The organism is Bacillus sp. EA-CB0995 (genome assembly GCF_055814245.1).
The window spans coordinates 1,049,816-1,063,636 of record NZ_CP169269.1 but is presented as its reverse complement, the minus strand read 5'-3'; the positions used below and the strand labels follow the sequence as shown (position 1 = coordinate 1,063,636).

Below are 13,821 nucleotides of genomic sequence, written 5' to 3'. Positions count from 1 at the left end.
TATTTTGCAATGATTTTACATTTTACTAGAGAAAGGGCGGCGTTTTTATGTTTACATCAGAAGGATATACAGGTACACGCGAGGAGCAATACGAAACAGTAATCAAACAGCTCGATGCATTATTAACAGGTGAGGCAAATGTAGTAGCTAACTTAGCAAATGCATCTGCTTTACTCAATGTGTTTTTACAAGATATTAACTGGGTGGGCTTTTATGTAACGGAAGGGAATCAACTTGTACTTGGACCATTTCAAGGATTACCAGCTTGCGTTCGTATCCCATTTGGCCGTGGTGTATGCGGCGCAGCAGCGGAAACAAAAACGACGCAACTTGTCGCTGATGTTCATCAGTTCCCTGGGCATATCGCCTGTGATGCAGCTTCTAATTCAGAAATTGTTGTACCACTTATCAAAAACGGTGAAGTCATTGGCGTACTAGACATCGATAGCCCAAATAAAGGTCGTTTTGATGAAATCGATCAAACATATTTAGAGAAATTTGTAGAAACTTTGTTAAACCATATATAAAAAAACGGCTCTTAAGATAGAGCCGTTTTTTCTTTTTGCAGCGCTTGTGCTAAATCTACTACGACATCTTCCCACGCCTCAAGTCCTGCGGATAAGCGTAGTAAATTATCATAAATACCCATCTGCTCACGAATATGTTTTGGAATAACCGCATGTGTCATCGTTGCTGGATGCTGAATTAATGTTTCTGTATCACCAAGGCTAACTGCAATTGCAATTAACTTTAAGTTATCCATCAAAGCCTGTGCCTCTTCTTTTCCACCTTTTACTGTAAACGACAGCACTCCACCGCCGCGCTTCATTTGTTTATTTGCAAGCATCCCTTCCGGATACCATACATCTTCTACTAATTCATGATTTCTCAGAAAAGCAGCAATTTTTTCTGCATTTTCAGAGTGGCGATCCATCCGCACTGCTAATGTTTTTAAACCGCGCAAAAGCAGCCATGCATCAAATGGTGACATAATTCCTCCAACATCTTTGCGAATCGGACGAATTTTTTCTGCAAGCTCTTTTGTTTTACAAATCGTAACACCCGCGACAACATCACCATGACCGCCAATATATTTTGTCGCACTGTGCAAAACAACATCGCAGCCTAATGTAAGCGGTCTTTGTAAATATGGTGAACAAAACGTATTATCAACAATAACGAGAAGCCCATGCTGCTTTGCTACTTTTACAACAAGTTCTAAATCAATAAGTTTCATCGTTGGATTAATTGGTGTTTCTACAAAAATAATCTTCGTATTCGGTTGAATACTATTTGTAATCTCTGCTTCTGTTTCCATCTCACATAATGTATGCGTAATTGCAAATTTCTCCTCTAACACTTCTAAAAATCCATACGTACAACCGTATAATCCGTTAGAACAAACAATATGATCTCCCGCTTTTAAAAAGGCTAAAAGCGTCCCTGAAATAGCTGCCATTCCGGAGCCAAATGCAAGCGCAGCTGCCCCTTCTTCTAAAGCTGCCATTCTTTCTTCAAATAACTCAACTGTTGGATTGCCAAGTCTAGAATAAATGTAAGCTGAATCATATCCAGCAAAACTCGCTTCCCCTTGCTGAGCTGTTTCAAATGTATACGTAGATGTTTGAAATAACGGAGGTGTTAAACTCCCTTTATACTGCGCAGCATCATACCCGTGATGGACTAGCGTCGTTTCGATATGTTTCTTTTTCATACAAACATCCCCCTTATACTCCATACTATGTAAGCGTTTTCTATCTGTTGCTATCCTTTCCATGAGCATTCATAAAATTCCTTCTTGCATTTTTCCAAAATTTATATGTATAAAATAAAAATTGATATTCTTGACTCCCTCCTAATAAACAGATATAATAGCCTTTGTGTAAAATAAAAAGGCAGCCTTGTAATGTGAGTTTATTGTTTGTATTTTGTTCCTCACGAAGAGGTGTATCGTGTAACTCCCTGCTGCTGGAGCGAGGGTACATGAAAATGAAATACGCATAAATGTCAATTACGTCTGTTTTTATTTTACAAAAATAAAAACATCTAAAGGAGGAGTCATTCATGGCTCGTTATACAGGTCCATCTTGGAAACTTTCTCGTCGTCTTGGAATCTCTCTAAGCGGCACAGGTAAAGAATTAGAAAAACGCCCTTACGCACCAGGTCCACACGGTCCTAACCAACGTAAGAAACTTTCAGAATACGGTTTACAATTACAAGAAAAACAAAAACTTCGTCACATGTACGGCATGACTGAGCGTCAATTCCGTCGCACATTTGACCAAGCTGGTAAAATGATGGGTAAACACGGTGAAAACTTCATGATCCTTCTTGAAGCTCGCCTTGATAACCTAGTTTACCGCATGGGCTTAACTCGCACTCGTCGCGCTGCTCGTCAATTAGTAAACCACGGCCACATCATGGTAGATGGCGCTCGCGTTGATATCCCATCTTACCGCGTTAAACCAGGCCAAACAATTAGCGTTCGCGAAAAATCTCAGAACCTAGCTGTAGTTAAAGAAGCTATCGAAGTTAACAACTTCGTACCTGAGTACTTAACTTTCGATGCTGACAAATTAGAAGCTACTTTCACTCGCTTACCAGAGCGCGCTGAATTAGCTGCTGAAATCAACGAAGCGTTAATCGTAGAGTTCTACTCTCGTTAATGATGAAAAGCCAATCCTTTTGGATTGGCTTTTTTCGTTTTATAAAAAAATTATTATTTAAGCTTTATATTCATGGTTTCATTACGTTCTGGTTTCTCTACATAAACATGTTGTTCACTTTGATTCTTTTGTAAGTGAGTTTTTTCATTTTCTGCTAACTGTCCTGCGTTCAGTAACGAAAAGATAATTAATGCTTCTAGTGACATATAGTTAAGCTCCTTTTTTCTATCACTTATGATACTTACATCATACAAGCTTGTTATGAACTTGAAGTGAACATACGGAAAATTTTTGAACAAAAAAAGACTCCGGTATCACATACCGAAGTCTTATATATTCTCTTACGCTATTTCTTTACGCTTTTCTCCTAAAGAGTAGTTCACAACTTTTGTAATTGAGCTGTTTGGAATGAAGTAAATCTCCCCTTCTTCTGCAACTAGCTGCGTCGTACGAAGCCCTACTTCTTCGACAATACCATCGATATCATTAATTTTCACTTTATCGCCAACTGAAAATTGATCTTCAAAAATAATAAAGAATCCTGTTACAATGTCTTTTACTAAGTTTTGTGCACCAAAACCAATTGCTAAACCGGCAACACTTACCCCAGCAAGAAGTGCTTTAATATCGATTCCTACTGTGTCTAAAACCGTCACAACTACCATGAAATACACAACATAATGAACAATATTTTGACAAAGCTTCGTTAATGTCGCCTCACGTCTTTCATTCGTGCGAACAGGCGCTTTGCTGCTCATCTTAAAAATTTGTTCAATTCCTACACAAGTTACGCGAATAACCACTTTTGCAACAATAAAAATAATAATAATTCTTAGGATAGTTCCCCCAAAGCTCATTAATTTTTCTGGGTTTAAAATATAATCTTCGAAAAATTTCTGAATATCCAAAATATTAACTCCTCTCCTTTAAAATGCAAAAAGCGTAAGGATTCTTACGCTTTTTCGCATATTAGTAACGAATTAAGAAATATTTTTTCTTACCGCGGCGAATGATTGTAAATTTGCCTTCAATGCGGTCTTTTTCTGTTACCGTGTAGTCTAACTCTTGTGTACGTTCACCATTCACATAAACCGCGCCATTTGTAATGTCTTCACGCGCTTGACGTTTTGATGGTGAAATTTTACTTTCTACAAGTACATCCACTAGTAATGCATCTTCTGTGTTACGCTCCACAGATGGTACATCCTTAAAGCCTTGTTCGATTTCTGCTGCTGTTAATTCTGCAACAGAACCGCTAAATAATGCTGCTGAAATTTTGATTGCTTGCTCTAATGCTGCTTCGCCGTGAACAAGTTTTGTCATTTCAGAAGCTAATGCTTTTTGTGATTCACGTTTTTCTGGTGCTTCTGCTACTTGTTTTTCTAATTCAAGAATCTCTTCATGAGATAAGAATGTGAAGTATTTTAAGTATTTAATAACATCGCGATCATCTGTATTAATCCAGAATTGATAGAACTCGTATGGCGTTGTTTTTTCTGGGTCTAACCAAACTGCGCCGCCTTCTGTTTTACCAAACTTCGTACCGTCAGATTTCGTTACAAGCGGTACTGTTAATCCAAACGCCTTCGCATCTTCTTCTGATTTACGGATTAATTCAAGACCAGCTGTAATGTTCCCCCATTGGTCACTACCACCAATTTGTAATTTACAGCCGTATGTTTGGTATAAGTTTAAGAAATCGTATGATTGTAAAATCATGTAGCTAAACTCTGTAAATGAGATACCTGTTTCTAAACGAGATGCAACTGTATCTTTCGCTAACATGTAGTTTAGGCCGAAGTTTTTACCGATATCGCGTAAGAATGTGATTAAATCTAAAGAACCAATCCAATCGTAGTTGTTTGCGATAATCGCTGGATTACCTGCTTTTTCAAAATCTAAGAAACTAGAAAGCTGCTCTTTAATGCGCTCACTGAAAAAGGCAACTGTTTCTTTCTCATTTAATGTACGCTCTGCTTTTTTACCACTTGGATCACCAATTAAACCTGTACCTCCGCCAACAAGTGCGATTGGTTGGTGTCCCGCTTGTTGGAAGCGACGCAGTATTAAAATTGGAAGCATATGACCAATATGTAAACTGTCAGCTGTCGGATCAAAGCCACAGTATAATTTCACACTTTCTTTCTCTAGCAACTCTTGTAAACCTTCTGCATCCGTTTGTTGATTAATCAAACCACGGAACTCAAGATCTTGTAAAATGTTCATCAAATTCACTCCTTTAGAAATAGTTTTTGCGCGGATTTTAAAAACATAAAAAAATCGCCCCTTCAATAAGGGACGATTTTACTCATCGCGTTACCACCCTAGTTGCAGGCAAAAAACCTGCCACTTCATTCACATAACGGCTTATCACCGTCTTTCCCCTTTCGGATGAAATCCAATCGAAGAAAGATGCTCCAGAGGTGTAATTCACGATCATTTATGTGCTGATTTCCACCGACCATCAGCTCTCTAAAACAGGGAAATGATCACTACTGTTCCCTTTCCACGCTCGATTATTTATATATTTTCTTTTATACCATCAATTGTATATGCATGTCAAATGAGCTTTACTTATGAAAATGACTACGGTCTTTTTTCCAGCGCTAATTTAATACCAAATGCCACAAGTACAAAACCGCTTATACCTTGAATAGCCCGCTCTGTAGACGGCTTTTTCATCCATGTCCGAATTGCATTGATTAAATAAATATAGAGTATAAACCATAGAAAGGTTAAAACTGTATATGTCATTCCCATAATAAAAAGTTGAAAAAACATATTTCCATCATGCTGTATAAATTGTGGTAAAAATGTTAAAAAGAAAATAGCTACTTTTGGATTTAACAAATTAGTAAGAAAACCTTGCCGGAAGCAAGGAGCACCCTGATACTTATTTTTAACTGTAATATCCTCCGTTTGTTTTCCTTTCTTTCGTATAGACCATAATGATACGCATCCTAAATAAATAAGATAAATAGCACCAATATACTTAAAAATAGAAAATAAAAATGCCGATTTAACAAGAATTGCAGAAATCCCAAGTACAGCTGCTAACGTATGAATACTTAAACCGCATAGAATACCAAAAACAGTTTTCATTCCGCCTTGTTTTCCCTGCAATATTGTATTCTGAGTTACTAATCCCGTATCAGGTCCTGGCAAAATAATAAGAAAAATTGACATAGCCACAAAAAGATAATATTGCGTCACTAACATCCCTCCACAGGTTAAACTTTTTCTTTATCCCATTGTATTAACATTCTTGCATCCTCTGTTGCATTTTACATATTACAATAAGTTATATGTAACGCTGAACAATTTGAACACAATTTCACTATACTCTAAACAAGAAAGGCCTGAACCAAGTGTAGTTCAGACCTTTCTTACTTAATCTTCCATCGTAGACAAGTCTCCTGTTGGCAAGTTTAACTCCCAAGCCTTTAATACACGGCGCATAATTTTACCGCTTCTCGTTTTCGGTAATTTATCACGGAATTCAATTTGACGAGGAGCCGCATGAGCAGCTAATCCTTTTTTCACAAATTGACGAATATCTTCTTTTAATTCATCGGACGCTTCATATCCTGCGCGCAGTGCGATAAACGCTTTAATAATTTCTCCGCGTACTGGATCCGGAATACCAATTACACCAGCTTCAGCTACAGCAGCGTGCTCGATTAATTTACTTTCTACTTCAAATGGACCAACGCGCTCACCTGACGTCATAATAACATCATCAATACGCCCTTGGAACCAAAAGTAGCCATCTTCATCCATATACGCAGAGTCACCTGATACATACCAGTCTCCTGGCATAAAATAAGACTCATATTTTTGCGGGTTATTCCAAACAGCACGCATCATCGATGGCCAACCTTTCGCAATCGCTAAGTTCCCCATCGTATATGGCGGCACTTCATTTCCTTCATTATCAACAATTGCTGCCTTCACGCCTGGAATTGGTTTTCCCATTGACCCTGGACGAATTTCCATACAAGGATAGTTACAAATAACTTGTCCTCCTGTTTCTGTCATCCACCATGTATCATGAATGCGAAGACCAAATACGTTCATTCCCCAACGAATTACTTCTGGATTTAACGGCTCACCAACACTTAACACATGGCGTAGCTGTGATAAATCATACTTTTTAAGCGTATCGTTACCAGCACCCATTAGCATGCGGAATGCTGTCGGAGCACTATACCAAACCGTTACACCATAATCTTGCAACGCTTCATACCATGCCTCTGGACTAAAGCGTCCTCCTACAATAACGTTTGACGCCCCGACTAACCACGGTGCAAATATACCGTAGGCAGTTCCTGTTACCCAGCCTGGATCAGCTGTGCACCAGTATACATCGTCTTCTTTTAAATCTAACACCCATTTTGCTGTTTGATGATGCTGCACCATTGCATTTTGAACGTGCAACACGCCTTTTGGTTTCCCTGTAGAACCAGATGTATAATGTAAAATAAGTCCATCTTCTCTTCCAAGCCATTCAATATTCAATTTATTAGAAGCTTTTTCAAAAAGTGGATTAAACGCTGTAATTTTACCGCCTTCTTCTACATTTTCACCAACGACAAATACCGTTTTTAATGCTGGTAAATCATTAAGGGGTATGCGCTCTAACAATTCTGGCGTTGTCACAAGCACTTTTGCTTCACTATCCACTAAGCGGTCGCAAACAGCCGCTTCCATGAAAGCTTCAAATAATGGTCCGACGATTGCTCCTAGCTTTACAGCACCAAGTAAAGTAAAATACAATTCCGGTGAACGAGGCATAAAAATAAAGACGCGATCGCCTTTTTCGACATCCCCAAAATTCTTTAAGACATTTCCTGCTTTATTCGAAAACTCCATCATTTCTTTAAATGTATATTTCTCTTTTCTCTCACCATCTTGATAATACAATGCTACTTTATTTTTTCGGTGGGATTTAGCATGTCGATCAATTGCTTCGTAGGCCATATTTACTCGCCCAGTTTCATGCCAAGAAAAGTTTTGATTTACTTCTTCCCAATTAAAATTTTGATATGCTTCATCATAATTTAACAAATTATTTTCACCTTTAATTACTGGAAGCGTTTCTACTTTCATTCTTTACATCCCCCTTCTATGTACTCCATGTATTTTTATTATAAATATATTTTTTATAATTTTCAGTATTTTTTACAAATTTCGCACAAATTTTTACTGACAAATTTCGATTCACATCGCATACTGAGTACAGTAGTATGAAAATAGATAGTAGATTCACAAAGCCCTGAAGGTGGTGAGCCTAAAATTGATTCATAGTAAAGTATACAACGCAAGGAACTTGAAAACGCCGAAAGGAACTTTAGTTATTGAAGGTCCTGTCAAAACACATAATTTAGAAATGTATGAGTTTCATCCTGATTTAGTTGCCTTTCGACCTGCCGATCAGCAATATAAAGCAATTGTCGAAATTTCTAAGTTACCGGAAGCCCGCATCATTATTGCTCGTCATGAACAAACGATTGTTGGCTATGTAACATATTTATATCCCGATCCGCTTGAGAGATGGTCTGAAGGGAAAATGGACAATTTAATCGAACTTGGTGCCATTGAGGTTTCATCAGATTTTCGCGGATGTGCTGTCGGAAAGAATTTATTAGAAGTTTCCATGATGGATGATTATATGGAAGATTATATTATTTTAACAACTGAATATTATTGGCACTGGGATTTAAAACAAACCGGCTTAAATGTTTGGGAATATCGAAAAGTAATGGAAAAAATGATGAATGCTGGTGGACTTGAATGGATGGCAACGGATGATCCCGAAATTTGTTCTCATCCAGCAAACTGCTTAATGGTTCGCATCGGAAAACGCGTTGATACACAATCCATTCAAAAGTTTGACCGCTTACGCTTCCAAAATCGTTTCATGTACTAAAAGGGAGGATTACATCATGATTGTTGAAGAAATTATGAATCAAAATGTAACAGCGCTGCGCCCAAACGACACGATTGAAACAGCTTTACGAACATTAGCAGCAAAAAGCATCCGTCACATTCCAGTTGTAAATGAAAAATATGAAGTCGTTGGGATTATCTCCGACCGTGACGTTCGAGATGCAAGTCCATCTATTCTTGATGAACACGTTTCAAAGGATGCTCTTAACGAGCCCGTTGAACGTATTATGAAACATCCCGTTATGACATGTCATCCTCTTGACTTCGTTGAAGAAATCGCCACGTTATTTTTCGAAAATAAAATTGGCTGTCTTCCTGTTACAAAAAGCGGTAAGCTTGTCGGTATTATTTCAGAATCAACTGTACTGCATACACTCGTCAAATTAACAGGTGCTCATCAACCAAGTTCACAAATTGAAATTCAAATAAAAAATGAACCTGGTATTCTCGGAAGAGTTGTTGCTGTTTTTAGTGAACTGAAAATTAACATTGTAAGTGTTCTCGTCTATCCAGCAAAAGAAGAGAGCGACAAAGTTCTTGTTTTCCGCATTCAAACAATGAATCCTCTTAAAGCAATTGAAGAGCTAGAACAAAAAGGCTACCGTGTGTTATGGCCGAATATCGCGGGGATGGGAACATGAAAAATGTATTCATTTACTCAGAAGATTATCAGGGCTATTCCTTTAGTCCTGATCATCCTTTTAATCAGCTTCGTGTAAAGCTGACATATGATTTGCTCCAAAAAGGAGGATTCATACACCCTTCACAAGTCATTCCACCACGAATCGCAACAGATGAAGAAATTGCTTTAATTCATACAGAGGAATACATAAATGCGGTAAAACGTGCTGGAGAAGGAACGCTAGAAAAATCAATTGCAATGTCTTATGGTCTTGGAACAGAAGATACGCCAATGTTTGCCAATATGCATGAAGCAAGCGCCCTTCTTGTTGGGGGGACATTAACTGCGGTCGATGCAATCCTTGAAGGAAAAGCAGAACATGCTCTAAATTTAGGAGGCGGCTTACATCACGGCTTTCGCGGCAAAGCATCTGGCTTTTGTATTTATAATGACAGCTCGATTGCTATTAAGTATATACAGCAAAAATATGGTCTTCGTGTTTTATACATTGATACAGACGCTCATCACGGTGATGGTGTACAGTGGTCCTTTTATGATGATCCTAACGTATGCACAATTTCCTTACATGAAACAGGGCGTTACTTATTTCCAGGAACAGGTACTGTAAACGAGCGTGGGCAAGGCAATGGATACAGTTATTCTTTTAACGTTCCTCTTGATGCCTTTACAGAAGATGATTCATTTATACATGCGTATCGCACTGTCATTCGTGAAGTCGCCGATTATTTCAAACCAGATATTATTTTAACGCAAAACGGAGCGGATGCTCATTACTACGATCCTCTAACACATCTTTGTTCAACGATACAAATTTACCGTGAAATCCCGAAACTTGCTCATGAAATTGCTCATGAATATTGCAACGGTCGCTGGATTGCAGTCGGTGGTGGCGGCTATGATATGTGGCGCGTCGTTCCAAGAGCTTGGGCACTCATTTGGCTCGAAATGAATAACATCCAGAACATCTCAGGTTATCTCCCTCCAGAATGGATTGAAGCTTGGAAAGGACAAGCAACAGCTGAACTTCCCCTCACATGGGAAGACCCTAACAACATGTATAATCCTATCCCTCGAAAACCAGAAATCGAAGAAAAAAACGCATTAACCGTGGCAAAGTCTCTTGAAATTATTCGGAATAATACAAAAAAGGCATTATATTAAATAAAAGAATAGGAGATTCGCTCCTATTCTTTTTTATGAAGGGTGATTTTTTAATACGAGGAGCTATTTTTATGAAAACCAACAAGTATTTTTTGTATTTAGGAGTGATATGGACACTCCTATTTTCTGTGTTGAGTTTCTATTGGGCAGCGGGTGGCATGTTTGGTGTTAGATCCCTAGGAGGTGCAATTTATAAAATGGCATTACATCCAACACCATCGTTTATAGCAATCGTTTGGATAACTGGATTCATAAAATTGCTCGGAGTAGTATTGCTCATCATGTTGTTAATGAAATGGGGAAATTCTCGGATTCAAAAGTCGCTCTATCTCATAATAAAAATTTGTGGACTTTTACTTTTTTTATACGGTTTGTTCAATTTCATAACAATATCCTTAAGTGCAATTGGTGTTTTAAACCTTGAATTAGATAGATATGCCACCTTCTGGAGATTGGTACTCTGGGAGCCTTACTGGATGATCGGAGGTATATTTTATTTTTTTCTATTAAAAAAACTAGAGAATGTAGAGTTACAAGATACAATAATAGCTGAAATAATAACAAGGAACGTTAATTCGAAAAAAGACTAATCACCTAATAGTAATTGTATGAAGTTTGCTATTCAACAATTAGCCGCGATTGCTGAATACTCTTTAGATTTAAACAACTTTATTGTTATATTTTTAAGTGCCGTGCAGTGTTTCATATCAAATGATAATTATCGCTCTTTGAGGAATAATAGTAACAGCAACTATTTAATTTATAGCGGAGAAGTGAATATGCCCAACATTTTTATTTATATAGCGTTTGCAATGTTGTCCATTGTATTTGTTCTATTATTATTCCTATTTATTGGTTGGCGTTGGATTATAGAACTCACGGTGAAGAAGTACGGGAAAATTATTTTAACCGATAATTATCAAGAAAATATTACAGAGTTGATACCAACTCTAAGGCATATGGGCATTCAAAATATGCTGGAAAATAGCTTGCGCGCAGAAACAGGCAGCGTCCTTCAGCGACCACTTGCTGGATCTTCCAAAAAATGGCCGCACTTGGATCCGATAACCTTTATTCCTGCACAAACGACACCATTTCCAATTGATGGCGAAGAGGAAATTGATGTAAAAATAACCATTGGACCAAAAGCAAAAAAACCACTGGAAATTCAAATCCCTCTAATGATCAGTGGGATGGGCTATGGGATAGGGCTTAGTGAACAAGCAAGGCTTTCATTAGTCGAAGCAGCTAAAAATGCAGGAACAGCGATTAATTCTGGTGAAGGAGGAATCTTGCCTGAAGAGTTAGACACAGCCGGGAAGTATATTTTACAGTTTTCGAAAACAGCATGGGCAAAGGAAAAAGAAGTGATTAAACGTGCTGACATGATCGAAATTAAACTTGGTCAAGGGGCACTAGCCGGGATGGGCCAGAAAATCGAACCTAAAGATTTAACAGGTCGTGCTCGCGAGGTAATGGGCCTTAAGGAAAATGAGGATGCTGTGATTTTTGAACATTTTTTTGAAAATCAAACATTAAGGGATATAAAAGAACTAGTTGAGGAACTGAGGAGTTTATCTGGCGGTGTCCCCATTGGTGTGAAAATAGGGGCAGGCGGAAAAATTGAAGAAGATATTGATCATTTAATTGACCAAGGTGTTGATTTTATCGCGATTGATGGAGGACAGGCAGCAATGAAAGAGGCTCCACCTATTTTATGCGATGATTTTGGTATTCCAACATTGCATGCAGTCGTTCGTGCTGTGAATCATTTAGAAAAAGAAATAAGAAAGGAGAAATAAGCTTAATTGTCTCCGGAGGACTTTTAGTCCCTGGACATTTTTTGAAGGTGCTCGCACTCGGCGCTGATGCCGTGTATCTTGGCTCTGCAATGCTATTTGCTCTCTCACATACTCAATCCTTCAATGCACTTCCTTTTGAGCCGCCGACACAAGCTGTTTGGTACAATGGGAAATTTAAGGATCAATTTAATGCCGAAGATGGGGTAAAATCTGCTGAAAAGTTCTTAACGGCAAGTGTAGAAGAAATAAAAATGGCATTAAGAGCAATGGGAAAACGCTCATTAAAAGAATTGTCAAAAAAAGATTTAGTATCATATGATGAGTTGACTGCGAAAATGGTTGGAATTCCGTTTTCATTTGAACCTTTGGAAGACAAGCAAATACAGGAATAAGTGCTATGTTTGAAAAACTAACTTTATTTTTAAATTATATCTTCATTAATAAAGAGAAACTTCTATCAGTGGAGAGGTTCTTCATCCTCTCACCGATGGAAATTTCTCTTTTTACGCTTAAACCAAATCCGTTATCTTTTGCATATTTTCATGAGAAATGAAAGAACTTAATTATAAAGTGAAACTTCCATCAGTAGGGGGCTTCATCCCCCACTGATGGTTGGTTAAACCAATCAGGCTTTTACGGGCAGTTATCCCCCACCTATCTTCTTCGATTATCTCAAAATCTTGAGGTGGGAATCTTACTGCCCGTTAATGCGGGATAAACACGCTATCATTCCACCATGTATGGCACTACATAAAGAAGGTGAACACTATGAAAAGATTTCTAGTTTTGTATACCCTATTTGCATTTATGACAGGCTATTCTACTAAACAGGCTTCCGCTGAAAAGCATGCATCTCATCCCAAGCATGAAGAAACCGAATTAACGAAAAATGTAAAATATTCATCGCCTCCAAAACAAGAAAAGGTTATTTTAGATGTACCGCTCATACCTCAAAAACCTGAGCTGAAATTCGGCTGTGAAGTGACGAGCTTAGCGATGGTACTGCAACACGCTGGCGTGAAAGTCGATAAAATGCAGTTAGCAAACAATATCAAAAAAGATAACGATCCGCCGTCTGTCAGCAAAGACGGGGACATTCTTCAATGGGGAGACCCTAAAGAAGGGTTCGTCGGAGATATAACAGGGAAAACTATGGGATATGCTGTTTACGTTGAACCGCTGCAACAATTAATGGAACAGTATCTTCCAAATCGCACAGTCAATTTAACAGGAAAATCTTTTGATGATGTGTTAGCTCAAGTCAACATGGGTAAACCTGTAGTAGTTTGGACAACAGGGGATTATAAACTTCCTGACAAATGGGCGTCATGGAAACATGGAAACGAAAATATTACAGCTCCTCTAGATTTACATGCTGTTGTACTCGTAGGTTTTGAAAATGGATGCGTTTATATTAATGATCCTTTAACTGAGAAAAAAGCACTGAAGGTAAACAAAGAAACGTTTATTCAATCTTGGGATGCGTTAGGAAAGCAAGCTTTGTCGTATCGTTAACAAATACAAAAAAAGGAAAACGCATTCAGTTTTCCGAATTCACTTTCATTCCCTTTTACTCTTTATTTCTACCTTAAATCTATA

Annotated in this window: 13 protein-coding genes, 1 pseudogene and 1 other annotated feature; of the genes and pseudogenes, 8 read left to right on the top strand and 6 right to left on the bottom strand. The window is 38.0% G+C overall.

Features of this window, described 5'->3' with window-relative positions:
- Positions 1 to 47: 47 nt before the first annotated feature.
- A complete protein-coding gene (locus tag ACEWFJ_RS05595) occupies positions 48 to 527 on the top strand; it encodes a GAF domain-containing protein (protein WP_473690945.1) in 480 nt (159 codons plus the stop codon).
- Between the two features lie 11 nt (positions 528 to 538).
- Here ACEWFJ_RS05595 and megL read toward each other — a convergent pair whose 3' ends face one another.
- Complete coding sequence (gene megL / locus ACEWFJ_RS05590; RefSeq protein WP_429706620.1) at positions 539 to 1,714, bottom strand: methionine gamma-lyase; 1,176 nt, start codon at positions 1,712 to 1,714, stop codon at positions 539 to 541.
- Between the two features lie 350 nt (positions 1,715 to 2,064).
- Here megL and rpsD point away from each other — a divergent pair, with 350 nt between their 5' ends.
- Complete coding sequence (gene rpsD / locus ACEWFJ_RS05585) at positions 2,065 to 2,667, top strand: 30S ribosomal protein S4 (RefSeq protein WP_098305437.1); 603 nt, start codon at positions 2,065 to 2,067, stop codon at positions 2,665 to 2,667.
- A 53-nt stretch (positions 2,668 to 2,720) separates the two neighbouring features.
- On the opposite strand, the gene ACEWFJ_RS05580 is transcribed toward rpsD, so the two are convergent.
- From ACEWFJ_RS05580 to acsA, 5 genes are all read right to left on the bottom strand, one after another.
- The gene (locus ACEWFJ_RS05580; protein ID WP_154712003.1) at positions 2,721 to 2,873 is read right to left on the bottom strand and encodes a transporter; all 153 of its coding nucleotides are present in this window, start codon (positions 2,871 to 2,873) and stop codon (positions 2,721 to 2,723) included.
- 135 nt (positions 2,874 to 3,008) lie between these two features.
- A complete protein-coding gene (locus ACEWFJ_RS05575) occupies positions 3,009 to 3,575 on the bottom strand; it encodes a mechanosensitive ion channel family protein (protein WP_098305441.1) in 567 nt (188 codons plus the stop codon).
- Positions 3,576 to 3,636: 61 nt separating this feature from the next.
- Positions 3,637 to 4,893 (bottom strand): tyrosine--tRNA ligase, encoded by a 1,257-nt coding sequence (gene tyrS / locus ACEWFJ_RS05570; protein ID WP_473690942.1) that lies wholly within the window; start codon positions 4,891 to 4,893, stop codon positions 3,637 to 3,639.
- A gap of 65 nt (positions 4,894 to 4,958) precedes the next feature.
- Positions 4,959 to 5,185 (bottom strand) — a binding site (T-box leader).
- A gap of 68 nt (positions 5,186 to 5,253) precedes the next feature.
- Complete coding sequence (locus ACEWFJ_RS05565; protein WP_230573681.1) at positions 5,254 to 5,886, bottom strand: LysE family translocator; 633 nt, start codon at positions 5,884 to 5,886, stop codon at positions 5,254 to 5,256.
- A 171-nt stretch (positions 5,887 to 6,057) separates the two neighbouring features.
- On the bottom strand, positions 6,058 to 7,776 hold the full coding sequence (acsA, locus tag ACEWFJ_RS05560) for an acetate--CoA ligase (protein ID WP_473690940.1): 1,719 nt from the start codon (positions 7,774 to 7,776) through the stop codon (positions 6,058 to 6,060).
- Positions 7,777 to 7,963: 187 nt separating this feature from the next.
- On the opposite strand from acsA, the gene ACEWFJ_RS05555 reads away from it, so the two are divergent.
- The 6 genes and pseudogenes from ACEWFJ_RS05555 (at position 7,964) to ACEWFJ_RS05530 (ending at position 13,737) form a co-directional block, all read left to right on the top strand.
- Complete coding sequence (locus ACEWFJ_RS05555) at positions 7,964 to 8,596, top strand: GNAT family N-acetyltransferase (RefSeq protein WP_473690938.1); 633 nt, start codon at positions 7,964 to 7,966, stop codon at positions 8,594 to 8,596.
- Positions 8,597 to 8,612: 16 nt separating this feature from the next.
- Complete coding sequence (locus ACEWFJ_RS05550) at positions 8,613 to 9,257, top strand: acetoin utilization AcuB family protein (protein ID WP_473690936.1); 645 nt, start codon at positions 8,613 to 8,615, stop codon at positions 9,255 to 9,257.
- Positions 9,254 to 10,420, top strand: coding sequence for an acetoin utilization protein AcuC (locus tag ACEWFJ_RS05545; RefSeq protein WP_473690934.1), 1,167 nt, complete (start codon positions 9,254 to 9,256; stop codon positions 10,418 to 10,420). The genes ACEWFJ_RS05550 and ACEWFJ_RS05545 overlap by 4 nt, the downstream gene beginning before the upstream one ends.
- Before the next feature lie 71 nt (positions 10,421 to 10,491).
- Positions 10,492 to 11,010 carry a DUF3995 domain-containing protein gene (locus ACEWFJ_RS05540; protein ID WP_473690932.1) on the top strand — a complete coding sequence of 173 codons (519 nt, stop codon included), beginning with the start codon at positions 10,492 to 10,494 and terminating at the stop codon, positions 11,008 to 11,010.
- Positions 11,011 to 11,199: 189 nt separating this feature from the next.
- Positions 11,200 to 12,614, top strand: a pseudogene (locus ACEWFJ_RS05535) (FMN-binding glutamate synthase family protein).
- Positions 12,615 to 12,990: 376 nt separating this feature from the next.
- Positions 12,991 to 13,737, top strand: a complete 747-nt coding sequence (locus ACEWFJ_RS05530; RefSeq protein ID WP_473690930.1) for a C39 family peptidase — start codon at positions 12,991 to 12,993, stop codon at positions 13,735 to 13,737.
- Positions 13,738 to 13,821: the final 84 nt, after the last annotated feature.

What these genes read in the sequence shown, in the direction of transcription:
- ACEWFJ_RS05595 (WP_473690945.1), top strand. Translation starts at nt 48, where the DNA reads ATGTTTACATCAGAAGGATATACAGGTACACGCGAGGAGCAATACGAA.
- megL (WP_429706620.1), bottom strand. Translation starts at nt 1,714, where the DNA reads ATGAAAAAGAAACATATCGAAACGACGCTAGTCCATCACGGGTATGAT.
- rpsD (WP_098305437.1), top strand. Translation starts at nt 2,065, where the DNA reads ATGGCTCGTTATACAGGTCCATCTTGGAAACTTTCTCGTCGTCTTGGA.
- ACEWFJ_RS05580 (WP_154712003.1), bottom strand. Translation starts at nt 2,873, where the DNA reads ATGTCACTAGAAGCATTAATTATCTTTTCGTTACTGAACGCAGGACAG.
- tyrS (WP_473690942.1), bottom strand. Translation starts at nt 4,893, where the DNA reads ATGAACATTTTACAAGATCTTGAGTTCCGTGGTTTGATTAATCAACAA.
- ACEWFJ_RS05565 (WP_230573681.1), bottom strand. Translation starts at nt 5,886, where the DNA reads ATGTTAGTGACGCAATATTATCTTTTTGTGGCTATGTCAATTTTTCTT.
- acsA (WP_473690940.1), bottom strand. Translation starts at nt 7,776, where the DNA reads ATGAAAGTAGAAACGCTTCCAGTAATTAAAGGTGAAAATAATTTGTTA.
- ACEWFJ_RS05550 (WP_473690936.1), top strand. Translation starts at nt 8,613, where the DNA reads ATGATTGTTGAAGAAATTATGAATCAAAATGTAACAGCGCTGCGCCCA.
- ACEWFJ_RS05545 (WP_473690934.1), top strand. Translation starts at nt 9,254, where the DNA reads ATGAAAAATGTATTCATTTACTCAGAAGATTATCAGGGCTATTCCTTT.
- ACEWFJ_RS05540 (WP_473690932.1), top strand. Translation starts at nt 10,492, where the DNA reads ATGAAAACCAACAAGTATTTTTTGTATTTAGGAGTGATATGGACACTC.
- ACEWFJ_RS05530 (WP_473690930.1), top strand. Translation starts at nt 12,991, where the DNA reads ATGAAAAGATTTCTAGTTTTGTATACCCTATTTGCATTTATGACAGGC.